Genomic DNA, 22,390 nt, shown 5'->3' with positions numbered 1-22,390 from the left:
TAATCACTATTTTTACATAAATATTCAAGGTTATGAGACAATTAACTGTTACAATTCCAGACGATTTTTACGAAACTTTTATCAACTTTTTCAAACATATTCCTGATGTTTCTATTGACGAAAACGTAGCGAATGAAGTTCCGTTATGGCAACAAGAAATGGTTTTGGATCGTATAAAAAATGCTAAACCAGAGGATTACATTAGCTGGGAAGAATCGAAAAAGAAACTTAATGCTAAATGGAATAAATAATGTATCAAATAATTATTTTGGTACGTGCTGATTTAGAAGTAGATGAAACTGCTGATTATTATGAATCTCTTTCGAATGGATTAGGAACAAAATTTGTAAATGAATATCAAGATTACGTAGAAACTCTAAAAAAATTTCCTTTTTTCGAAGAAAAATATAATATAATACGCACTTTACCTTTAAAAAAATTTCCATACACAATCCACTTTACAGTTGATGAAAATAAAAAAATAGTTTCCGTACAAGCTGTTACATCCAATCACCAAGATCCAAACATTACAAGAATAAAATTATAAAAATGGGAGTTATAAAATTAAAAAACATTCGTACTTTTTCCTACCACGGATGCATGATTGAAGAAGGAAAAATAGGATCTGACTATACTGTTGATCTAAAAATTAAAGCTAGTTTAGAGAAATCAGCAGAAAGTGATCACTTATTAGACACTGTTGATTATGTACATTTGAATAAAATTGTTACTGAAGAAATGGCAATTCGTTCCCATTTATTAGAACATGTTGCTAAAAGAATCAATAATCGTGTACTTGCAGAAATAAAAACTGTAGAAAAAACAACAGTATGGGTTTCTAAAATAAATCCTCCTATTGGTGGTGATGTTGAAACAGTTACTATAAAAATGACGGAAATTAGAAAGTAATTCTTTAAAATAAAAAGCAAAATTTTTAAAATACTTCATTTTAAAGTTTTGAAATTTAAAGATTTTAGTTACTTTTGCCATCCGTTCAAGTAATGGCGTCGTGGCCGAGCGGCTAGGCTGGGCTCTGCAAAAGCTCCTACTCCGGTTCGAATCCGGACGATGCCTCAAAAACCTTCAAAGCAATTTGAAGGTTTTTTTTATGTTTAATTTTTAGAAAAAATTAGATAAAGATTACGTTCGAATCCAGATGATACTTCTAAAAGAGACACATTTCTGTATCTCTTTTTTTTGTGCTTAATTTTTCCCAATTTTTGTCCTTGCGAGGAACGAAGCAATCACACTAGCATGAGTTTATAAATTCTTGATACACTTAATGAGATTGCTTCGTTCCTCGCAAAGACTACTGAGACTTATAAACATAAAAAAACCTCTGAAATTCAGAGGTTTAATTTTATTTATTTGAGTTATCAACAACTACTTCTCTATCTTCTCAAAAGCGTTTTTAACCATTTCTTTTTCTTTTGGAAACCAGCCCTGAATCATTAAAACAAATCCAAAAACCATTAGAACAATACTAATTCCTTTTTTGATTTTAAGAATGTTTGATGGTGTCATTTTAGATTTTAATTGTTTGGCTAATAGAATTTTAAAACAATCAACTAATAAATAAGTGATAATTACAGAAGTAAAAAAAGTAAACATTCTTGAGTTTTGCATCTCTAATTTTGGTCCTACAGAAATGATAACTGCCAACCAGAAACCAAGAACACCAATGTTGATAACGTTCAATAAAAAACCTTTTACAAACAAACTTCCATAGTTTCTTTTGATAATATCACGATCAATTGCTTCGTCGTCTATTTTTTCTTCATTCTTTAATCTTATGAAAGAAATTAAACCGTAAGCCAACATGATAATTCCACCAAAAATAAAAAGTGCCGGTTTGTCTTTTAAACTCTGAATAAGTCTGTAACTTCCTAAATAAGCGATTGCTATAAAAAAAATATCACCTAATACTACTCCAAGATCAAAGACTATTGCAGCTCTGAATCCTTTTGTAATACTGGTTTCAAGTAATATAAAAAATACCGGACCTACCATAAAACTTAAAAAAAGTCCCCATGGCAGTCCAGCCAAAATATCATTTATCATTCAAATACAATTTGTTATTTTACTTCTTCGATTTTACCTCCAAAAACTGTTTTCTGATTAATTTGTTTCGGTTTCCCATAAATGTAAATAGAGCCTCCTGCGCTCACTTTTGCATCGACAAGGGTAGAAGCATTCACATCTGCTTTTCCTCCCGCAGAAACGCTTACAGTAGTTTGAGAAGTACTCAATTTACTAGCTAGTAAATATCCACCTGCACCAAGACTTGCATCCTGATTTGCTGCTTTACCAGACAAAGTTATAGAACCTCCTGATACTGAACTTACTTTTAACTTATCAACATCTAAATTAACATCAATTGTAGCACCTTCCTGAGCACTTACTTTGAATGATGTAGCTTTAATAGCTTCTGTGCTTGTTACATTAGCGCCTTCGTTAACATCTATAAGTTCTAAATGTTTATAATAAAGCGTTATATCTAAATCATTTCCAGATAATAATTTTGGAAAAGGCATTCTTAATTTCAATATACCTTTTTTGTTAACAACTTCAACTTCTGATTCACGTGCTCCTTTTATAACTACTTTATTTTCTGAAGACTGAACTAATTTTACACTTAATTTATCGAATACTTTAACGGTGTCAAAATCACCTACATCTTTGGTAACCTGACCAAAAGACATCTGAAGAAATAAAATTGCAGCTCCTATCAATAACTTTTTCATACTTTTATTTTTAAAATTAAACCTTTATTCTGCTCTTCGCAAAAAATGAAAATCCAGTTGTTTCTTCACTAAATCAGCATTTTTTACTTTTACATAAATTTCATCTCCTAATTGTAATACACTATTTGAAGTTGCTCCAACCAAAGCATATTGCTTTTCATCGAAGGTGTAATAATCATCTTTTATTTCTCTGATTCTTACCATTCCTTCGCATTTGTTAGAAACAATTTCAACATAAATTCCCCATTCAGTAACACCGGAAATAACACCAAGGAATTCTTCGTCCTGATGATCCTGCATGTATTTAACCTGCATGTATTTAATACTATCACGTTCAGCATTTGTTGCTAAACTTTCCATATTCGAACAATGTAAACACTTTGTTTCGTAAACTTCTTCATCTACAGAAGCGCCATTATCTAAATAATATTGCAGCAAACGGTGTACCATTACGTCTGGGTAACGACGAATTGGCGAAGTAAAATGGCTATAGTAATCAAAAGCTAATCCGTAATGACCAATATTTTCTGTCGAATATTTGGCTTTACTCATACTTCTAATTGCAAGAGTATCAATTAAGTTTTGCTCTTTTTTACCGTTTACTTCTTCCATCAATGCATTCAAAGACTTAGAAATATCGCCTTTGTTACGGAAATCTATTTTATAACCAAACTTAGCAATTACGGTTTGCATCGCAATTAATTTATCTTCATTTGGTTCATCGTGAATCCTGTAAACAAATGTTTTCTTTTGTTTTCCAATGTATTCAGCCACTTTTCTATTAGCCAAAAGCATGAATTCTTCAATCAGATGATTGGCATCTTTAGAAACTTTAAAGTAAACACCTTCTGGTTCACCTTCTGCATCCAAGTTGAATTTAACTTCTACTTTATCAAAAGAAATAGCCCCATTTGCCATTCTTTTCTTTCTTAGAATCTTAGCTAATTCATCTAATTTTAAAGTAGCATTTGTAATTTCATCAGAAACGGTATAAGATTCTCCGGTAATTGAAATATCAACAGGAATCGTACTATCTTTTGTTTCAATAATATATTGCGCTTCTTCGTATGCAAAACGCTGATCTGAATAAATTACCGTTCTACCAAACCATTGGTTAATAACTTGTGCATTTTCTGAAACTTCAAAAATGGCTGAGAATGTATATTTCTCTTCATTTGGACGAAGCGAACATGCAAAATTTGATAAAACTTCCGGAAGCATTGGCACTACTCTATCGACTAAATAAACCGAAGTTGCACGTTGATAAGCTTCATCATCAAGGATTGTTCCTTCTTCAAGATAATAGGAAACATCGGCAATGTGAATACCAATTTCGTAATTTCCGTTTTCTAACTTTTTGAAAGACAAGGCATCATCAAAATCTTTTGCATCTTTTGGATCGATCGTAAACGTAAGTGTATCACGCATATCACGACGTTTTGCAATCTCAGATTCCTGAATCGAAGTATCTATTTTTTGTGCATAAACCTCTACTTCTACCGGAAAATCTGATGGTAAACCATATTCAGCCAGAATTGCATGAATTTCAGTATTGTGTTCTCCTGGTTTTCCTAAAACTTTGATTACAGATCCAAACGGACTATCAGCTCTTTTTGGCCAATCTTCAATGGTAACTAAAACAACGTCACCATTTTCTGCTTCACCAATTTTATCTTTAGGAATAAAAATATCGGTATACATTTTAGGATTTGCAGTAGATACAAAAGCAAAATTTGCCTGAATATCTATAACTCCCACAAATTCTGTTTTATTTCTTTCTACAACTTCAACAACTTCACCTTCAGGTCTTTTACCTTTTCTACGGTTATAAACATAAACTTTTACTTTGTCTTTGTCTAACGCACGATTCAAATTATTGGTTGGAATAAAAACATCTTCACTAAAATCCGGACAAATAAAATATGCCGTTTTTCTGCTCGTCATATCAATTGTTCCTTCGTAATAATCCTGACTTTCGGCTTTTACTAAATATTTACCAGGTTCAGTTTCTATAATTTTTTTGGAAGCAGCCAGAATCTTTAAATCTTTTATGATCTGATTTCTGCTTTTTGTATCATCTAATTCTAACTTTGCTCCTATTTGTTTGTAATTGAATGCTTTATTTGGGCTTTGCGATAAAATTTTTATTATTTTGCTTGAGAAATCTTTCTCATTTTTTATCGGCTTTCTAATTTTCTTACTCATATATCTTTTCTTAAAAAGTTAAAATTACAAATAAGATATCAGATTATAGATTTTAACAAATAAATTATTAAAAATATAACTTTCAAAAGGAGGGACTTATTGATTTTCAAAGGTCATTTGTAATTCGCTTATTTAAAATTACTGATAACGAAAAATCTTTAGTTATACTCATTTCGTATCTTTACAAAAAGACGCATTATGGAAAGCTTCAAAACCATTGCAGTATTCAATTATCAGCACGAAACCGTAGTTCTCAAACACTTACTAGAACAAGAAGAAATTCCGTATTTTTTCGAAAACGAAATCACCCTTTCTGTGGCTCCAATGTACTCCGCTGCACTTGGCGGAATTAAACTCAAAGTTCATCCAAACGATTTCGAAGAAGTTCAGCAAATTCTTGACAATCTTAATAACCCACTTAAAATTGTTTAAACTCATCTAATTTTTCAATTTCAAGATTTTTTTTTCTTTTTAAATTTTCAAAGTTGTCAACATATATTAAATACAACAAAAAGAAAAATTTAAATTAAATTAATTTTTGTTTGTTATTATAGCTTGTTAATATGTGCAGTAAATTTATTTTTAAAAGTATTGAAATGAAGTTTCTCTTAGTTATCTTGAGTTATCAACATACTTATATTTTGTTAAACGATTAATTTCTAAGACTTTTTGTATTTTAATTAACAACGGTTAACAACCAAAAAGTAATTCATTTTGTAGATAAGTTCACATGTTGATATTTGTTGAAAATAGCATTTTTGATATTGATAACTTTTCCAAAAATTCATCAAACTTTATTAGGTTATTTCATTCCGGTTTTGGATTAGGTTTTTTTTCGACACAACCAAAAAAAACTTCTAATTTTCTATCTCAACTTATTAACAAATAATGTTAACTTAAAGTTAATTGAATATCAACGAATTAGCTTTTGGTATTAACATTATAAAATTTTAACAAAAATATTGATTATTATTTATTGATTATGAGATACTTATAGAGTTGTTAATAATGTTGATAAGTGTTAAGTTTTTGACAGTAAGATAGTTGTAATATTATGTTTTTCTGCCACGAATTTCACGCATGTACACCAATTTTAATTATTGTGTTTTGCGCAGGATTTAAAACTAACGATGAAAAAGAAATTAGTGAAAATTAGTGAAATTCGTGGCAAACATTTATTAAATGAGTAAATTTGTAATACACAACTTAATAGTATAGAAAAAATGAAAATTTCGATAGGAAATGACCACGCAGGACCAGAATATAAAAAAGCAATTGTTGAAATGCTTAAAGCAAAAGGATATGAAGTAACTAATTATGGTACAGATACAGATGCTTCTGTAGATTATCCAGATTTTGGACATCCTGTTGCAAATGATGTATCTGAAGGTAAAGCAGATTTTGGAATCGTTATCTGCGGAAGCGGAAACGGAATTGCAATGACTGTTAATAAACACCCTAAAGTGAGAGCTGGTCTATGTTGGACTAAAGAAATTGCGTATTTAACACGCTTACACAATGATGCAAATATTGTGAGTATTCCGGCGCGTTTTACATCTATCCATCAAGCTGTAGAAATTGTTGAAACGTTTTTAACAACTGCTTTTGAAGGTGGAAGACACCAAAACAGAGTGGATAAAATCGCTTGTTCGTAGAAAATCAAAAAAAAATCGGGTGCTTCGCACCTATAAGAATAGTAAACCGGGCGGATTTTTTTAATTCATCCGGTTTTTTATTTAAATATCTTATTTTCAGTTTGTTATAAGACTATTTTAGACTTATTAACATTGTTAATATCTATAGTTTTGTATGGCTAATTGCTTAAAAATAAAGCAATTGTAAAAATATTTAAGTTGTTAATAAACAGCAGAACAGCAATCAAAATTTGGATAAAAACAATTGCCGAGAATTTTATAATAAAAGAAGATTTACTCGTTTTATGTCTAAAGAAAAGCATAGCTGTTAATAAACCTATTGTTCCGCCAATTGCTTCAAAGAAAAACAGTGTATTTTCAGGAATCCTACGTTTATTTTTTCTGGCTTGATTTTTATCATAACCAGCGAGAATAAAAACGAAGATATTTACAAATAAAAAATACAGTAATAAAATTTTCATAGGTATATGCTTAAAGGCAAAGATATTGTTTTGATGTTATATTAAAAGTGAAAAATGTCGCTAAAAATGGAAAGATTGAAACGTACGATAAAATCGTACAATTGAAAAGTAAAAGCTAGAATAAATTAAAATTATAAACTTTAAATCAAAGAAGGAAGTGAAGTGTCCGATTTTATCGGACAGTTTGAACTGTCGACAAACTGTCGATGTTTTAAATTGTTTCTAAAAATGAAAATATGACTTCAGAAAATAATAGAGGAAAGTGTATAGTAATATGAGAAAGAGTTTAACTCCAAGTCAAAAGAAGTTAGAGTGAATTAGATTAAAAAAAATCAAAAGATTTATTCTATTTTTGAAAAGTATAAACAAATAATAAGAAAAAAAACTTTGCGCGATTTGCGAAATACTTTGCATGTTTGCGATTCAAATAAAACAAGAATGACTAATATTCAATTCATTGCCAAGACTGTTCAAACAGCAGCGATTAATATTCAAAACACGGTTAAATTATTAGACGAAGATTGTACTATTCCGTTTATTTCGCGTTACCGAAAGGATACAACCGGAAATCTTGATGAAGTTCAGATTGAGAACATTGCAAAACTTCATAAAGAATATGAAGCGATTGTAAAACGTAAAGAAGCGGTTCTAAAATCAATTGAAGAGCAAAAAGCGCTTACGCCAGAATTGAAACAGAAAATCGAGCAAAGTTTTGATTTACAAGAAATAGAAGATTTTTACCTTCCGTATAAAAAGAAGAAAAAAACAAAAGCAGATGTTGCGCGCGAATTTGGTTTAGAACCTTTGGCAAAAATTATCATGTCTGAAAATGATGTTGATGTAGATTTTATTTCGACACAATATCTTAATGAAAATGTTATTAATGAAGAAGCTGCAATGCAAGGCGCACGAGATATTGTTGCCGAATGGATTAACGAAAACATTTATGTTCGTAAACAATTACGACGTTTATATCAACGAAAAGCAACGATTGGAACTAAAGTTGTAAAAAAGAAAGCTGAAGAAGAAGGAGCGCAAAAGTTCAGTCAGTATTTTGATTGGGAAGAACCTTTAACAAAAGCGCCTTCACATAGATTATTAGCAATGCTTCGTGCAGAAAACGAAGGTTTTGTGAAGATGAAAGTTGATGTTGATATCGATGAAGCTTATGATGTTATTGACGAAATAATCATTAAAAAGCAAAATAGTACAACAGCACATTTGCAATTAGCGATAGAAGATAGTTACAAACGATTGTTGAATCCGGCGATTGGAAACGAAACTTTGCAAGAAGCAAAAGCGAAAGCCGATGCCAATTCTATTCAGGTTTTCGCTAACAATTTAGGTCAGTTATTATTAGCGCCGCCTTTGGGCGAAAAACGTATTTTGGCAATTGATCCAGGATTTAGAAGTGGTTGTAAAGTAGTTTGTCTGGATGAAAAAGGGGATTTATTATACAATGAAACCATTTATCCACATGCGCCTCAAAATGAGGAAACAATGGCGATCAAGAAAATCCGTTCGATGGTAAATGCGTATCAAATTGATGCGATTTCTATCGGGAATGGAACTGCTTCTCGTGAAACGGAATTTTTCATCAAAAAAATCGCGTTTGATAAACCGCTGCAAGTTTTTATCGTTTCTGAGGCTGGAGCTTCGGTATATTCAGCTTCAAAAATTGCTCGTGAAGAATTTCCTAATTATGATGTAACGGTTCGTGGATCTGTTTCTATTGGGCGTCGACTTTCTGATCCTTTGGCTGAATTGGTGAAAATTGATCCAAAAGCAATTGGAGTTGGTCAATATCAACACGATGTTGATCAGACTAAACTGAAAGAAGAATTAGATAATACGGTAATTCGTTGCGTGAACTCGGTTGGAATCAATATTAATACGGCGAGTAAACATTTACTAAGTTATGTGAGTGGAATAGGAGAGAAGCTGGCTGAAAACATTGTTCAATATCGATCTGAAAATGGCCCGTTTGAAGACAGAAAACAGCTAAAAAAAGTGCCTCGCTTAGGCGAGAAAGCGTATCAGCAAGGTGCGGCTTTTATCAGGATTTCGAATGCTAAAAATCCGCTGGATAATTCGGCAGTACATCCGGAGGCTTATACGGTTGTTGAAAAGATGGCAAAAGATTTGAAACTTTCGGTAAACGACTTAATTGCAAACAAAGAAAAAACAGCCTTAATTAAGGCCGAAAACTATATTACACCTGAAATTGGTTTACTTACATTAAAAGACATCATAAAAGAGCTTGAAAAACCTGGATTAGACCCAAGAAAATCGGCTAAGGTTTTTGAATTTGATGCAAATGTAAAATCTATAAAAGATTTGAGAACAGGAATGATTCTGCCTGGAATTGTTAATAACATCACCAATTTTGGTTGTTTTGTTGACATCGGAATCAAAGAAAGCGGATTGGTTCACATTTCGCAACTAAAAGCCGGTTTTGTAAGCGATGTAAATGAGGTTGTTAAACTTCATCAACATGTTGATGTAAAAGTTACTGAAGTTGATGAAGACAGAAAGAGAATTCAATTGACGATGGTGTTGTAAAAAATTAAACTCCAATATTTTAAATTTCAAATCTCAACGGAATAATTTAAAAAAACTCCCAAATTTCAATTAAAATTTGGGAGTTTTTGTTTTCAGGATTATTTTAAAAGAACCTTTTTGGTAATGCTTTTATTTCCATTTGTAATTTTGATCAAATACAAACCTGAAGAATAATTAGCTAAATTAATCTCCGTATTTTCAGTAGTTGTTTTTTGCTCTAAAATTATTTTTCCTTCAGCAGAAATCACAGAAACTATAGAATTTTCGGGAGCAGAAACAGTAAATTTATCATTGCTTGGGTTTGGATACAGTGTAACAGTGGACTTTTCTACATCAAAATCGCCAGTTGATAAATTTTTGGTTTCCGGTAAATAAAAATTTCCTGTTAATAAAAAAGAATACAATGTTTTTAAGGTATGATTAAAATAACTGTTTGGCTCGTTTAGCTGATTTAAATCTGTGTAAGAAGCATTTAAATGTGTTTGATTTTCACCTGCCATTGCTGCACACGCAAAAGCACCAACAAAAGTTGCATTATGCCATTGTCCAATTAAAGTTCCATTCTGGTTGTATCCGTCTTTAATGTTCGAAGATCCTCCCAGATTTAAACGAACAAAATCAGATGATTTTTTTGCGTATGCTTTTGCATCGGCATTTCCGTACCATAGATAATCAACAGCGATTCGCCACGGAGTTCTGGCTGCATCATAAGTATATGTTTTTCCTTCTCTGTTATAACCGCTAGCCTGCGAAGAATACGCACCAGATGCCTGACACCAGTCTGATACTAACCCGCCAACAGCATTGTTTACGGTTAAGTTACTATTGATAATTGTATAAGATTTTGCAGCAACCTGATTCCAAAAAGTAGCATCGTTCGTAAAAGTTCCAAAAACTCTGTAATAGGCTGGAGAAAAATAAGATGGATTGGTAATTTGGCTTCCGCCAAATTGATCTCCGGGTTTTAGTACAAAAGTATTTGCTTCAACTTCATGAGCTTTAATGGCAGTAATAAGAGTTTTAGCATCATTTTTATAATTAATTACTCCGGTACTTCCCCATTGATAATCGGCTACGATAAGAGCGAATGCGGCATCAAGTTCAGCATCTGTTGCGCCATTTGCGCCATTAATTCCAGAGCAACCGTTGATTTTCCAGTTCATTACACCGTTAGAATTTACATTGTCTTTATAGTAAAGCCAAAGTCCGTCAAAAAGGGTTTTATCAGTTGCATAAGCGGCAAGTAGCATTCCGTAACCAATTCCTTCGGAGACAGTTTGAGAAGGATCATCAAATTTTATTCGGTATCGACCATTAGAACAGGCTTCAACAAAATTAGTTTTCCAGGTATCATAGTTGTTTTGAGCATCCTGGCTATTTTTATTTGTTGCCATTAAGCCATTTGTAAATACAACATTGGCGGGAAAAGGTTGCTTTTGTGAATAACTTTTGAGACACAAAAAAGCAACAGTAATCAGAAGTAGGTTTTTCATAATTATTGTTATTAAATTTAGGGACTCTAAAAGTAAGATTTTTTATATAAAAACAAAACCCCAAAATACATTGTACTTTGGGGTTTTTAATAAGATATGTAAATACTTATTTTGTTTCTTCCTCTTCTTTTTTGGTAGCAGCAGGTTGATCGTCTTTAGCAGCGTTTTTGAATTCTTTGATTCCACTTCCTAAACCTTTCATTAATTCTGGAATTTTTTTACCTCCAAAAAGTAAAATCACAATACCTACTATTACGAGGATTTCTGTAAGACCTAATCTTCCCATGATTGTATATTTAATGCCGAAGCAGATTGTTTTCTTAATTGTACCGCAAAGGTATATAGAAATATACGAACAAAAAGTGTTTTTGGATTAAAATATTCCTATTTAGCAACGTTAAATATTTTATAAAATCTTTAATTAAGTATATTCACCAAATTTAAGCTGGCATCAACAAGACTATTAATTATTATATTTGCTTACATAAAGAACCGCAATGGCTAAGAAGAAATTCGATTTTAGGAAAAAATTATTTATCAAAAACCGATTGGTCATTTTGAATGAGAATACATTTGAAGAGATTTTTTCATTCAAATTAACGTTGATGAATGTCTTTGTTGTTTTTTCGTTAGGAGGAATATTTTTGATCTTAATAACTACTTTTATAATTGCTTTTACGCCTTTGAGAGAATTTATTCCGGGATATTCTTCTTCTCAATTAAAAAGAAACGCTACAGAATTGGCTATAAAATCTGATTCATTAGAAACGGCTTTAAAGAAGAATGAAGCTTATATACATGGAATTCAAAAAGTATTAAGAGGTGAATTAGAATATGCTAAATTTAATAAAGATTCTATTTTAGCAGAGACAGATGAACATTCAGAAGTAAATATGAAAGCTTCAGAAGAAGAAATTAAATTAAGAGAAGAAGTTTCAAAAGTGGAGAAGGAGTCTGTTGACAAAAAGCAAAGTAAAAACAAAAGTGACAAGAAATAATACCATAAGAAATGTCTATTAAATCAGTAGCGGCAAAATTATTTGCCAGCAAAATATACTACGATACTTTGGCTTGGTCCAAAAAACCGGTAGAAACTCAGCAAGAAATATTTAAAGGTTTAATTAATAGTGCAAGAGAAACCGAGTTTGGTCAGGATCATCATTTTGATAAAATAAAAACCGTTCATGATTTCAAGAAACGAGTTCCAATTCGTGATTATGAAGATTTAAAACCTTACATCGATAAGGTTCGAATGGGCGAAAAAAATATTCTTTGGAAAGGAAAACCATTATATTTTGCTAAAACTTCAGGAACAACTTCCGGAGCAAAATATATTCCGTTGACCAAAGAATCAATGCCGTATCATATTGAAGCTTCGCGAAATGCGATTCTACACTATATATATGAAACCGGAAACGCTGATTTTGTTGACGGGAAAATGATTTTCTTGCAGGGAAGTCCAATTTTGGTTGAAAAATACGGAATCAAATTTGGAAGATTATCCGGAATTGGAGCGCATTTTGTTCCAAAATATCTTCAAAAAAATAGAATGCCGTCTTGGGAAACCAATTGTATCGAAGATTGGGAAACTAAAATTGATGCAATCGTCGAGGAAACAATCGAGCAGGATATGACCATTATTTCCGGAATTCCGTCTTGGGTTCAAATGTATTTTGAGCGTTTGCAGGATAAAAGCGGAGGAAAGAAAATAGGTGATTTATTCAAGAATTTCAATTTGTTTATTTACGGAGGTGTCAATTATGAACCATATCGTGCAAAGTTCGAAAACATGATTGGGCGCAAAGTCGACAGCATTGAATTATTTCCGGCTTCTGAAGGATTTTTTGCTTATCAAGATTCTCAAACAGCAAAAGGAATGTTGTTATTGTTGAATTCAGGAATTTTCTACGAATTCATAAAAGCCGATGAATTTTTTACTGAAAATCCAAAAAGTTATACAGTTGGTGAAGTTGAAGTTGGTGTAAATTATGCTTTGATTATTTCGACAAATGCAGGACTTTGGCGTTATAATATTGGTGATACTGTTCAATTTACCTCTTTGTTTCCGCATAAAGTTATTGTTTCGGGCCGAATCAAACATTATATTTCTGCTTTTGGAGAACACGTTATTGCTAATGAAGTCGAAAAAGCGATGAAAGAAGCAACAGAAGGAACTAAAATCGTAATCAATGAGTTTACAGTTGCGCCACAAATTAATCCGTCAAGCGGATTACCATATCATGAATGGTTGGTTGAATTTGAAACTGAACCGGAAAATATGGACACTTTTGCAGAAGCAATAGACAATGCAATGAGAAAACAAAACATCTATTATGATGATTTGATTACCGGAAGTGTTTTGAGAAAAGTGGTTGTAACCAAAGTTTCTAAAAACGGATTTCAGGAATATATGAAATCTCAGGGAAAACTAGGCGGACAAAATAAAACGCCAAGATTATCGAATGATAGAAAGATTGCGGATAATTTGAAGTGATTCAAATTGTAAATCTTGGCTTAAAATAAATGTTATTAAACAATGACATGAATAGATTTCAGTTGAATTAACGTTTTTAATTCCTAATTTCGTTTAATAAAATACATATTACATCTTCTTAGATAGAAGATTTTAAAATAAAATAGCATGAAAGAAACCAAACATATATCAAGATCAAGAGCGCAGGAATCATCTGCGGCTATTGAAAAAATGTACATTACAATGCGTCACTTATTCAACCGTGGTTTTTATAAACCAATGGGAGTTTCGGGTGATAGTTTACGTGAATCATTATTAGCATTACGTCCGGAAATTTACGGAAATATAGGTGAAGAAAAAGTAGAACTTAACGGACTTTTGTACGTTATAGAGCGTCTTCCGATAGGAATTGAGCAATGCAGATTTATTAATTTAACTTCGGATGAAGGATATTCTAAATCACATTTTCAGGCAATTGTTCCTCCAAAAAGAAGAAGAAATTGTTACCGAATTGATGAGGAACAAATGAATGTTGAAATCACGCGCGGCCGTTCAGATATTTATGATATTCTGACGCATTTGACTTTCATTTTTATTGAATCTCATAAAATTAAAAATAGAGTTTTATTAGATGATGGCGGCGAAGTTTCTCGTGATTGGATGAAACTTGAACAAGCGGTAATGCAGACTAAGAAATTGCCATTAATAGAAAAAGAAAAAGCAATCTCGCACGTTGCAAATATCTTAGGAAGAACATTTGAAGAGGTTTTAGATATTTATGACGCTTTTGGTTCAGAAAATGCTCCGGACCGTTTCCTACACGTTATTTATTGGTTAGGAAAATTAGCAATTGAAGAAGTTATTGACAATAATAAAAGAACGATAACCTTTAGTCCGGTTTTAAGAGAGCGCTTAGGACACCATATTCACGGTGAAATTTGGGCAACAAACATCAAGGAAGTTTTAAAGGCTAATAATCTTTTAAAAAGACCAATTCACGTTATTAGTGCCAATATGCATAGTGTGATGAATTCTATTTTTGCGACACCTTTGCTGAAAACAAAATTCAAAGACAAATCTGATTTCTTTATTTATGAAGAATTAAGTAAATCCGGCGCAAAAGAAACTAGAAGTCATGTAGAAGATTTAGCCCTGAAAAACGGAATGATTTCATTACCGGATACATCAGGAACAAATATTGACGTTCAGATTTTTGATACAGCTAAAATTGACTGGGCAAAAACTGCATTTCCAAAAGCACAACTTGGCGAAGAGCAGCCTGTTATTATTGTAATGGATTATGCTTTTGGTGAGCAAGCTTATGAAACTATCGACGAGCTTTTGAAACCTTATAAAAAGGATACAAAATTGGAAGTTAAATCAGTTTCGATAATGGGTAAAGCCGGAATTCTTGAAGGAGGAAAAGGCGACATTATGATCCCAACGGCGCATATAAATGAAGGAACAGCGGATAATTATTTCTTCGAAAATGAATTAACAGGCGCCATGTTCGAAGGAAATGACATTGCTGTTTTTGAAGGTGCAATGGTCACGGTTCTTGGAACATCATTACAAAACAGAGATTTATTGAAATTCTTTCACGAATCAACCTGGGGAGTAATTGGTCTTGAAATGGAAGGATCTTATTATCAAAAAGCGATACAATCAGCATCAAAAATTAGAAAAAGTGTACCACACGATATCAAAGTTCGTTACGCTTATTATGCATCTGATAATCCTTTGGAAACCGGAAGCACATTAGCTTCAGGCGGATTAGGAACAACGGGTGTAAAACCAACGTATTTGATTACTATCAAAATTTTGGAACAAATTTTCAACGTAAAATAAAAACAATAAATGAGTATAAAAGTACCACAGAATGCCAATGATCAGGAAATTGATATTTTTCAACTTTCGCGAAGTATTGGTAATTTTTTCGATCGCATTAATGCTGCTATTTTTAGATCAATTCAGTTTTTTGTTAGAAACTGGATTGTCGTCTTAATTTTAGTCATTATTGGATTTGGATTTGGGTGGTATCTGGACTCTAGTAAGAAAACATTTCAAAATGAGGTTATTGTAACGCCAAATTTTGAAAGTGTTGATTATTTATATGCGAAAATAGATCTAATAGAAGCCAAAATTATTTCTGGCGATACTGTTTTCTTAAAAAATGTGGTTGGAATTTTGCATCCACAAAAAATCAAAAAAATTGAAATTAAACCAGTTGCTGACGTTTACAAATTTATTGCAGACAAAGAACAAAACTTCGAACTTATAAAATTAATGGCTGAGGTTGGCGAAGTTAAAAAGGTTTTAGAAGATAATGTTACCAGTAAAAACTATACTTTTCATACGATTTCATTTGTTTCAAATAAAGCAATTGATGAAAAAGAAGTTGTTGAACCGTTGTTAAAATATTTAAACAGCTCAGAGTATTTTAGTAAAATTCAGAAAATAGGATTTAAAAACATGGAACAGGAAATTGCGCAAAATGACACTATAATTGCTCAAATAGATAAGGTTTTAAATGGTTTTACAAGTTCAGTAAAAAATGCTGCAAAAAATGATAAATTGGTTTATTATAATGAGAATATTCAGTTGAATGATATCATTAAAACCAAACAAAAATTAGTCACTGATCAGGGAAAGAACAGATTGAAATTAATCAGTTTTGATAAGACGATTAAAGAAATTAATGCCACATTAAACATAAATGATAATAAAATTGTTAGCGGAAATTTCAAGATATTGTTTCCCATTTTCTTCATTTTTGTTTTTGTTTTGATTAGTTTGTTCTTGAAGTTTTACAGAAAACAACTGGCATTGTCAACAAAAAATCAACTTTAACACAAAATTGAAAACCACCAGCATTTTAAAAAAAATCACACAGAATCCATTTTTAAAACAAAGTCTAAGTACCTTGTTTTTAAGGATTTTTGGAGTGCTTTTATTGTTTGGTTTTACCATATTCCTGACCAAGTCATATACTCCAAAATTAGTTGGTCAATATGATTTTGCACGTTCTTTTCTATTAGCAATCGGAAGTATTTGTTTACTTGGTTTTGAGCAGTCCATTTTGTATTTTAAAGGAAGATTAGCAAGTCAAAGTGCACTTGAAGAACTAAAAAGTATCTATACCAAAATGGTCACAATGCTTTTGTTGACTTCAGTACTTGTTTTAGTAGTTATTCTGGTCATTGACAAAAAAATCATAAACAATTATTTTGCTGATCAGGAAGTATATTCAATATTATTAAAAGGTGCTGCAACCTTGTTTTTCTATGGAATATTTACTTTAAATACTGAAGTTTTTAGAGCTTTGGATAAATTATATGTTGCCGAATTGTTCCGAAACATTCTTAAATATATTCCTTTACTTATAGGTTCTATAGTCTTATTTTATTGGAATAAAGAAACCTATTTAGTTGATGTTTTTCTCATAGGGTTTGTTTTGTTAGCTATTGTAAGTTCTATATTGCTCTTCGGTTATTTTCGCCAAATGGCTGAGGTTGAAATCATAGAAAAAATTACACATAAAGAGGTGTTTTTAAGATCTTATCCAATCGCTATTAGCGGAATGGCATTGTTTTTATTAATGTGTTTTGATATCATGTTTTTAAAGAAATACAGAAACGATGAAACAGTTGCTTTTTATTCGGTTGGTGTTAAACTAATGACAATTGTTTCGGTTATAATAGTGACTGTAAATATTACAATTTCAGCAAAAATCTCAGAGTATTTTACAAGCAATAATGTTTTAGAATTAAAGAAAGTAATTAGAAAAAGTGTTCGGTTAATCTTCGGAATAACGTTTCCGGTTATTCTTTTAATGTGTATTTTTTCAGAATATATTTTGTCCTTTTTTGGACATCAATATATTGCAGCTCAGGAACCGTTTTTGATTCTAATTATAGGTCAGGGAATTTGTTCTGCATTTGGGCCAGCTCCGGTTTATTTGAATATGACAGGAAGACAACATGTATTTCAGATTATTTTAATTATTGCTGTTGCAATTAATTTTGTTTTAAACCGATTTTTAATTCCAGTTTACGGAATGAACGGAGCTGCAATCGCATTTGTTTCGAGTTCTTTTTTCTGGAATTTTGTAACGACTGTTTTTATTTATAAAAAGGATAGAATAAAAATTTTTTTGCACTAAAGTACTAACATGAAGATAATACAAATTATAAATAGATTCGATTCCGGAGGAGCTGAAAAATTGCTGCTGGAAACAATTCCTCTTTATAATGTAAAAGGTATTCATGTCGATCTTTTATTACTAAACGGAAGCGAGTTACCCTTTTTGAAAGCTTTAAAATCCCAAAATTGCTGTACAATTCATTCCTTAGGTTCATATTCCGTATATAATCCAATTCATGTTCTTAAAATAATACCATTTTTGAGAAAATACGATATTGCGCATGTTCATTTATTTCCTTCTCAATATTGGATTGTATTGTCAAAAATTATTTCTTTCTCAAAAATAAAAATTATTGTTACAGAGCATAGTTCTTCAAATCCACGTATTAAAAATTATTTTTTTAGTAAAATTGATCGATTTATATACCGGTTTTATTACAAGATAATTTGTATTACAGATGAGGTTTATGAAATCATACAAAATCATACAAAATTGCCTCACAATAAATTTGAAGTCATTGAGAACGGAATAAATTTGAAAGCAATTGAGAACGCTAAACCTTATTTAAAAAACGAAATTTCAGAATCATTAACAGAACAGGACATTTTATTAATTCAGGTAGCAAGATTTAGCAAGCATAAGGATCATGAAACAGTTATTAGAGCAATGAAATTGCTGCCGGATAATTTCAAATTAATTTTTGTCGGCGACGGTAATCTGAAAGAGGAATGTGAAAAAAAGGTTCAAAAATTAGAGTTAGAGAATCGAGTTATATTTTTGGGTGAAAGAATTGATGTTGCTCGTCTTTTAAAAACGGCAGATATTTCGATTTTAAGTTCAAATGGAGAAGGTTTTGGTTTAGTGGCGATAGAAAGTATGGCTTCAGGGAAACCTTTTATAGGCTCAGATGTTATAGGATTATCAGGTTTGGTAAAAGGAGCAGGTATTTTGTTTGAAAAAGGTAATGAACGGGATTTAGCTTATAAGGTTGAAAAGTTGATTGAAGATGAAGATTTACGTATAAATGTTATTGATGCTTGTAAACTAAAAGCTAAAAAATTTGATATCGAATTAATGGTAGAGAAACACATAGAATTATATAAAAACAGTTAAGCAAATATGCGATTTTTAGTTAAAAAAAGTACAGCCGCATTTTTTGCCATTGCAACAGCTAATCTATTTGTTGCGATGCTGTCATTTTATGTTTTACCTCCAAAATTTTTCTATGATTCAGCTATAATTGTTTATGATAAATTCAATGAAATAGGCTATTTTGGAAGTTATCCTTTTACAATTTTGTTTTATAAAATTACAGGTTTACGTTATTTGCCTTTTCCCTTAATTGCCCTTCTGCAATTTCCGATTTTAATTTACATATTATATAAAATTGGAATTCCTGAAAATTTTGAAAAATTCAATGTAAAAAACATTCTTGTTTACATGGGAATTTTTATGATTGCTATTTTTATTGCAATGCCTTCAAAAGAATTTATTACCTATTTGTATGTTGCACCAATCGTTTTTATGTGTTTAAACAAGTCGTTTTCATTCAAAAAAACGGTTATCTTTTCTACTATAATGTTTGTTGTTTTTGGAGCGTTATATCGCCCGTATTTTGCATTAATTCCTATAATTGTTGGTGGAATGTATTTGGTAAGTTTTATAGATTTTAAAAACAAAACATTAATGACCATTTTTTATGGTTTACTGATCGCTTTTTTCCTATCGTTAAGTTATGGAATTTTAAAAGGCGAATATTTTTCTGAAATGAGCAGAGAAGTTGTTAATAAGACTCGAATTGGATCAGCAGACGCAAATTCGATAATTATTCCGCCAATAAAGCCAGATACTTGGTATGGAGAAATCATTGCGATATTCTATGGGTTTTTTACTGTAAATGTTCCTATAAATGGTTTAAAACACCTTTTATCACCTCAGATTATTGTATTTATAATTTGGCAACTTTTATTATTTTATATTCTATTGGTTCGTTTTTCAAAATGTTTGAAAGACAGAGAAAAGTATAGATATGAACTTTTCATTTTATTTATTATTTTTTCTTTTTTTATAATTCAGGGGGTTTTTGAACCAGATTTAGGATCTGCAATTAGGCATAAAACAGGTATTTTTCCATTAATTTATTTTGCATTGTATTATGAATATTTCCGAAAAGAACTTCAATAAAATCTTTCACGTTTTTTTATGTTTGATTGCAACCGCAATGATTTTCAGGAAACCTTGTTCATTGCTGATCATTTTGTTTGCCGTGTTTAATTTATTTTTTTTCAAAAAACTTAAATATACTAAGACATCATTATTGTTAATGGCTTGTATTGCTTCACCGGCTTTATTGCAATTATTACTTTTCTGGAACAACGATTCTTTTCTAAAAGGATTAAAAGCCATAGAGAAAAGCACCTCTTTATTGATTTTTCCATTATTTATCATAGGCAATTATCAGCGGATTAATTTTATAAAATTAACCAGGACTTATGTTATTTTAACAACATTAATTATGTTGTTTTTCTTCATCAGATTTAATGTTATATACCCAGAATTGATGAACAAATATTTCAACGGAATTCATTTATGGGAAATGGGATATCAATTTGCAAATAGTATTGGTATTCATGCTCCGGCGTTGAATATGCATTTAGCTTTTGTCTCGGTTTGTGCTTTGTATTTTGTTTTTGAAAGCTTCCACAATCGTGAAAAAGTAAAATTGAAAATCTTTTATTTTATTACATTTTTATTGTCGTTTTTCTTTGTTCTTTTTGTAAATACCAGAATGGCGTTGATCAATGCTTTGATTGGTTTTTGCCTGGTTTTCTTTTTTGAAATAAGATCAAAACTCAATCTAAAAAAGATTGTTTTAACGGCAATTGCAATTGTAGTTTTATTAGCTGGAATTCTATTTTTATTTGTCCAAAAAGACCCTTACATGAAAGAAAAATATTCTACAGTAAGTTTTGCTTATATGGATAAAGTGGGAAAACTAGACGAAATCGATCATCCAGAGATTAAGGTATTTAATTCGTTGGTAACACGAGTTTCAATCTGGAAATCAGCTTGGGAATTGTCTGTAAAAAATCTTCCTTTTGGAGTGGGAGCTTCTGATGGAAAACCGGAGCTTAATAAGTATTACGCGGAAACGAATCAAAAATTTTTGGCAAAATATGAATTTCCTACGCACAATCAGTTTCTGGATTTTTTACTAAAGTTTGGAATATTAGGTCCTTTAGTAGTGATTCTTTATATTTTTACGATCGGGTATTTGGGTTATGATTTGAAGAATGGGATAATACTTTCATTTTTTATAATCTTTTTCACAACAAATTTAATCGATGATTTTCTACTTCGTTTCGACGGAATTGCCTTTAGTGGATTTTGGTTTTCCGTTTTTGGAAGTTATTGGTTACAACAAAAACTATTGATTGTAAATCGCCAATAATTCTCTGAAGTTTTTGTCTTTGTCAAATAAATCATGACATCTTTCAAAAGCATTCTGACCGAAAGTAACTCTTGTAATTGGATCTTTTAATATTTCAAAATAGGAACCTAATTCACTAATATCATCAAATAGGAACCCAGTTTTATTATGCAAAACAGCATCTTTGTTACCAATAATGTTGGTTGCAATTACAGGTTTTTGTAACGCCATTGCTTCTAAAACAGCAATTGGCAAACCTTCCCAAAGAGATATTTGCATATAAATATCGATGTTATTGAGTTCTGTTAAAAGAGTTTTTCGATCTAAAATCCAACCTGTAATTTGTATGTTTGGTGCAGTAATTATATGTCTTAGATCACCATCACCAATCCAGACAAAATTAAAATCCGGAAAATTTAGGGCTATTTGATTCAGAAATTGTGGATTCTTTTGAAACGTAATTCTTCCCATTACACCAATCGTTAATTTCTTATTTTCGTGTAAATCAGATTGTTTGTTGAAAGCTGTTAAATCAATTCCATTTCGAACTAATCTTGAGGTTCCAATTTTTTTCGAAATTTCATATTCACTATCACCGCAAGCCACAATCGTCGAGTTAGCTAAGAATTGAAGAGCGCTTTCAATTTTCCAATAAATATTTCTTGTTGATTTTGAAATATCAGTTCTAAGAAAAGAATAACCGTGTGGTGAGTAAAAAAGCTTCTTTTTTTGGAATAGGAAAAAATAAGCAAATCGTCCTAAAACCCCGGCTTTTGAAGAATGAAGGTGGATAACATCCGGATTTATTCTTTTAAGCTCTTTCCTTAATTTATAAACCGATTTTAAATCCTGAATGGGTGAAAACTCCCGAACCATATTAATATGGATCAGGTTGACTCCATTTGAAAATTCAGATTCTATTTTTTCAGGATCAATTTCTTTTCGATTACTACTGTATATGATAGTAGTCTCAGTGTTTTTATTTATTTCATCATCTCCAAAGAAAGTTGATAAATCTCTAAAATAGGTATAAACTCCTCCGCCAAGAGCTTCTATAATGTGTACAACTTTCAAAACAAGGGATTTAATTGGTGGTAAAAATAGATAAATAAGGTGGAATATTTATAAACTATTTCTGATATTGTTTGTTTAAAAAAACATAAGAAACAATATGGTAGAAAAATTTAATGAGGTGGAAAATACTATATTTAAAAATTGAATTA

22 protein-coding genes and 1 tRNA gene are annotated in these 22,390 nt (G+C 31.1%); 15 read left to right on the top strand and 8 right to left on the bottom strand.

Annotated elements, in window-relative coordinates:
* Nucleotides 1-32: 32 nt before the first annotated feature.
* From C8C83_RS09150 to C8C83_RS27205, 4 genes are all read left to right on the top strand, one after another.
* Complete coding sequence (locus tag C8C83_RS09150; protein ID WP_121328005.1) at nucleotides 33-251, top strand: hypothetical protein; 219 nt, start codon at nucleotides 33-35, stop codon at nucleotides 249-251.
* Nucleotides 251-547 (top strand): hypothetical protein, encoded by a 297-nt coding sequence (locus C8C83_RS09145; RefSeq protein WP_121328003.1) that lies wholly within the window; start codon nucleotides 251-253, stop codon nucleotides 545-547. Before C8C83_RS09150 ends, C8C83_RS09145 begins: the two co-directional genes overlap by 1 nt.
* Before the next feature lie 2 nt (nucleotides 548-549).
* Nucleotides 550-909: a dihydroneopterin aldolase gene (gene folB, locus C8C83_RS09140; protein WP_121328001.1), complete on the top strand. Its 360-nt coding sequence runs from the start codon at nucleotides 550-552 to the stop codon at nucleotides 907-909.
* A gap of 94 nt (nucleotides 910-1,003) precedes the next feature.
* Nucleotides 1,004-1,074, top strand: a tRNA-Cys gene (locus C8C83_RS27205).
* Nucleotides 1,075-1,383: 309 nt separating this feature from the next.
* On the opposite strand, the gene C8C83_RS09135 is transcribed toward C8C83_RS27205, so the two are convergent.
* Genes C8C83_RS09135 through rnr form a run of 3 tightly spaced genes read right to left on the bottom strand, consistent with a single transcriptional unit; the run spans nucleotide 1,384 to nucleotide 4,949 of the window.
* Nucleotides 1,384-2,061: a LysE family transporter gene (locus C8C83_RS09135; RefSeq protein ID WP_121327999.1), complete on the bottom strand. Its 678-nt coding sequence runs from the start codon at nucleotides 2,059-2,061 to the stop codon at nucleotides 1,384-1,386.
* Between the two features lie 14 nt (nucleotides 2,062-2,075).
* Nucleotides 2,076-2,744, bottom strand: a complete 669-nt coding sequence (locus tag C8C83_RS09130) for a head GIN domain-containing protein (protein ID WP_121327997.1) — start codon at nucleotides 2,742-2,744, stop codon at nucleotides 2,076-2,078.
* Between the two features lie 24 nt (nucleotides 2,745-2,768).
* Entirely contained in the window at nucleotides 2,769-4,949 is a 2,181-nt protein-coding gene (rnr, locus tag C8C83_RS09125; RefSeq protein ID WP_121327995.1) for a ribonuclease R, read from the bottom strand.
* A gap of 198 nt (nucleotides 4,950-5,147) precedes the next feature.
* Here rnr and C8C83_RS09120 point away from each other — a divergent pair, with 198 nt between their 5' ends.
* Together C8C83_RS09120 and rpiB are read left to right on the top strand one after the other, a co-directional pair.
* Nucleotides 5,148-5,381: a DUF2007 domain-containing protein gene (locus tag C8C83_RS09120; protein ID WP_099710123.1), complete on the top strand. Its 234-nt coding sequence runs from the start codon at nucleotides 5,148-5,150 to the stop codon at nucleotides 5,379-5,381.
* Nucleotides 5,382-6,172: 791 nt separating this feature from the next.
* The gene (gene rpiB, locus C8C83_RS09115; protein WP_121327993.1) at nucleotides 6,173-6,604 is read left to right on the top strand and encodes a ribose 5-phosphate isomerase B; all 432 of its coding nucleotides are present in this window, start codon (nucleotides 6,173-6,175) and stop codon (nucleotides 6,602-6,604) included.
* A 158-nt stretch (nucleotides 6,605-6,762) separates the two neighbouring features.
* Here rpiB and C8C83_RS09110 read toward each other — a convergent pair whose 3' ends face one another.
* Nucleotides 6,763-7,065, bottom strand: coding sequence for a DUF1294 domain-containing protein (locus tag C8C83_RS09110; RefSeq protein WP_121327991.1), 303 nt, complete (start codon nucleotides 7,063-7,065; stop codon nucleotides 6,763-6,765).
* Nucleotides 7,066-7,503: 438 nt separating this feature from the next.
* Between C8C83_RS09110 and C8C83_RS09105 the strand changes: the two genes are divergently transcribed.
* Nucleotides 7,504-9,627, top strand: coding sequence for a Tex family protein (locus C8C83_RS09105; protein WP_121329999.1), 2,124 nt, complete (start codon nucleotides 7,504-7,506; stop codon nucleotides 9,625-9,627).
* Nucleotides 9,628-9,725: 98 nt separating this feature from the next.
* On the opposite strand, the gene C8C83_RS09100 is transcribed toward C8C83_RS09105, so the two are convergent.
* The gene (locus tag C8C83_RS09100; protein ID WP_121327989.1) at nucleotides 9,726-11,120 is read right to left on the bottom strand and encodes a glycosyl hydrolase family 8; all 1,395 of its coding nucleotides are present in this window, start codon (nucleotides 11,118-11,120) and stop codon (nucleotides 9,726-9,728) included.
* 106 nt (nucleotides 11,121-11,226) lie between these two features.
* Complete coding sequence (locus C8C83_RS09095; protein WP_089354160.1) at nucleotides 11,227-11,406, bottom strand: twin-arginine translocase TatA/TatE family subunit; 180 nt, start codon at nucleotides 11,404-11,406, stop codon at nucleotides 11,227-11,229.
* A 211-nt stretch (nucleotides 11,407-11,617) separates the two neighbouring features.
* Here C8C83_RS09095 and C8C83_RS09090 point away from each other — a divergent pair, with 211 nt between their 5' ends.
* From C8C83_RS09090 to C8C83_RS09060, 7 genes are all read left to right on the top strand, one after another.
* Complete coding sequence (locus C8C83_RS09090; RefSeq protein ID WP_121327987.1) at nucleotides 11,618-12,118, top strand: peptidase; 501 nt, start codon at nucleotides 11,618-11,620, stop codon at nucleotides 12,116-12,118.
* Between the two features lie 11 nt (nucleotides 12,119-12,129).
* Complete coding sequence (locus tag C8C83_RS09085) at nucleotides 12,130-13,614, top strand: GH3 auxin-responsive promoter family protein (RefSeq protein WP_121327985.1); 1,485 nt, start codon at nucleotides 12,130-12,132, stop codon at nucleotides 13,612-13,614.
* A 147-nt stretch (nucleotides 13,615-13,761) separates the two neighbouring features.
* On the top strand, nucleotides 13,762-15,441 hold the full coding sequence (locus tag C8C83_RS09080; RefSeq protein WP_121327983.1) for a hypothetical protein: 1,680 nt from the start codon (nucleotides 13,762-13,764) through the stop codon (nucleotides 15,439-15,441).
* 9 nt (nucleotides 15,442-15,450) lie between these two features.
* Complete coding sequence (locus tag C8C83_RS09075; protein WP_121327982.1) at nucleotides 15,451-16,443, top strand: hypothetical protein; 993 nt, start codon at nucleotides 15,451-15,453, stop codon at nucleotides 16,441-16,443.
* Between the two features lie 7 nt (nucleotides 16,444-16,450).
* Nucleotides 16,451-17,755: an MATE family efflux transporter gene (locus C8C83_RS09070; protein ID WP_121327980.1), complete on the top strand. Its 1,305-nt coding sequence runs from the start codon at nucleotides 16,451-16,453 to the stop codon at nucleotides 17,753-17,755.
* A 9-nt stretch (nucleotides 17,756-17,764) separates the two neighbouring features.
* Nucleotides 17,765-18,850 carry a glycosyltransferase gene (locus C8C83_RS09065; RefSeq protein WP_121327978.1) on the top strand — a complete coding sequence of 362 codons (1,086 nt, stop codon included), beginning with the start codon at nucleotides 17,765-17,767 and terminating at the stop codon, nucleotides 18,848-18,850.
* Between the two features lie 6 nt (nucleotides 18,851-18,856).
* Nucleotides 18,857-19,921: a hypothetical protein gene (locus C8C83_RS09060; RefSeq protein ID WP_121327976.1), complete on the top strand. Its 1,065-nt coding sequence runs from the start codon at nucleotides 18,857-18,859 to the stop codon at nucleotides 19,919-19,921.
* Between the two features lie 6 nt (nucleotides 19,922-19,927).
* Here the strand turns inward: C8C83_RS09060 and C8C83_RS27395 are convergent, their stop codons facing one another.
* Nucleotides 19,928-20,185, bottom strand: a complete 258-nt coding sequence (locus tag C8C83_RS27395) for a hypothetical protein (protein ID WP_158598145.1) — start codon at nucleotides 20,183-20,185, stop codon at nucleotides 19,928-19,930.
* A 112-nt stretch (nucleotides 20,186-20,297) separates the two neighbouring features.
* Between C8C83_RS27395 and C8C83_RS09055 the strand changes: the two genes are divergently transcribed.
* The gene (locus C8C83_RS09055) at nucleotides 20,298-21,188 is read left to right on the top strand and encodes an O-antigen ligase family protein (protein ID WP_243653113.1); all 891 of its coding nucleotides are present in this window, start codon (nucleotides 20,298-20,300) and stop codon (nucleotides 21,186-21,188) included.
* On the opposite strand, the gene C8C83_RS09050 is transcribed toward C8C83_RS09055, so the two are convergent.
* On the bottom strand, nucleotides 21,165-22,241 hold the full coding sequence (locus C8C83_RS09050) for a glycosyltransferase (RefSeq protein WP_121327972.1): 1,077 nt from the start codon (nucleotides 22,239-22,241) through the stop codon (nucleotides 21,165-21,167). The genes C8C83_RS09055 and C8C83_RS09050 overlap by 24 nt on opposite strands.
* Between the last annotated feature and the right edge of the window lie 149 nt (nucleotides 22,242-22,390).

The organism is Flavobacterium sp. 90 (assembly GCF_004339525.1).
Taxonomy (GTDB): Bacteria; Bacteroidota; Bacteroidia; order Flavobacteriales; family Flavobacteriaceae; genus Flavobacterium.
The sequence above is the reverse complement of the archived record's forward strand: the minus strand, read 5'-3'. Positions and strand labels throughout refer to the sequence as shown.

Coding starts and splice junctions, on each gene's coding strand:
- C8C83_RS09080 (WP_121327983.1), top strand. CDS start 13,762: ATGAAAGAAACCAAACATATATCAAGATCAAGAGCGCAGGAATCATCT.
- folB (WP_121328001.1), top strand. CDS start 550: ATGGGAGTTATAAAATTAAAAAACATTCGTACTTTTTCCTACCACGGA.
- C8C83_RS09090 (WP_121327987.1), top strand. CDS start 11,618: ATGGCTAAGAAGAAATTCGATTTTAGGAAAAAATTATTTATCAAAAAC.
- C8C83_RS09060 (WP_121327976.1), top strand. CDS start 18,857: ATGCGATTTTTAGTTAAAAAAAGTACAGCCGCATTTTTTGCCATTGCA.
- C8C83_RS09135 (WP_121327999.1), bottom strand. CDS start 2,061: ATGATAAATGATATTTTGGCTGGACTGCCATGGGGACTTTTTTTAAGT.
- C8C83_RS09110 (WP_121327991.1), bottom strand. CDS start 7,065: ATGAAAATTTTATTACTGTATTTTTTATTTGTAAATATCTTCGTTTTT.
- rpiB (WP_121327993.1), top strand. CDS start 6,173: ATGAAAATTTCGATAGGAAATGACCACGCAGGACCAGAATATAAAAAA.
- C8C83_RS09150 (WP_121328005.1), top strand. CDS start 33: ATGAGACAATTAACTGTTACAATTCCAGACGATTTTTACGAAACTTTT.
- C8C83_RS09095 (WP_089354160.1), bottom strand. CDS start 11,406: ATGGGAAGATTAGGTCTTACAGAAATCCTCGTAATAGTAGGTATTGTG.
- C8C83_RS27395 (WP_158598145.1), bottom strand. CDS start 20,185: ATGATAAATAATGGAAAAATCAATAAAGAGGTGCTTTTCTCTATGGCT.
- C8C83_RS09075 (WP_121327982.1), top strand. CDS start 15,451: ATGAGTATAAAAGTACCACAGAATGCCAATGATCAGGAAATTGATATT.
- C8C83_RS09145 (WP_121328003.1), top strand. CDS start 251: ATGTATCAAATAATTATTTTGGTACGTGCTGATTTAGAAGTAGATGAA.
- C8C83_RS09065 (WP_121327978.1), top strand. CDS start 17,765: ATGAAGATAATACAAATTATAAATAGATTCGATTCCGGAGGAGCTGAA.
- C8C83_RS09055 (WP_243653113.1), top strand. CDS start 20,298: ATGAACAAATATTTCAACGGAATTCATTTATGGGAAATGGGATATCAA.
- C8C83_RS09120 (WP_099710123.1), top strand. CDS start 5,148: ATGGAAAGCTTCAAAACCATTGCAGTATTCAATTATCAGCACGAAACC.
- C8C83_RS09100 (WP_121327989.1), bottom strand. CDS start 11,120: ATGAAAAACCTACTTCTGATTACTGTTGCTTTTTTGTGTCTCAAAAGT.
- rnr (WP_121327995.1), bottom strand. CDS start 4,949: ATGAGTAAGAAAATTAGAAAGCCGATAAAAAATGAGAAAGATTTCTCA.
- C8C83_RS09105 (WP_121329999.1), top strand. CDS start 7,504: ATGACTAATATTCAATTCATTGCCAAGACTGTTCAAACAGCAGCGATT.
- C8C83_RS09085 (WP_121327985.1), top strand. CDS start 12,130: ATGTCTATTAAATCAGTAGCGGCAAAATTATTTGCCAGCAAAATATAC.
- C8C83_RS09130 (WP_121327997.1), bottom strand. CDS start 2,744: ATGAAAAAGTTATTGATAGGAGCTGCAATTTTATTTCTTCAGATGTCT.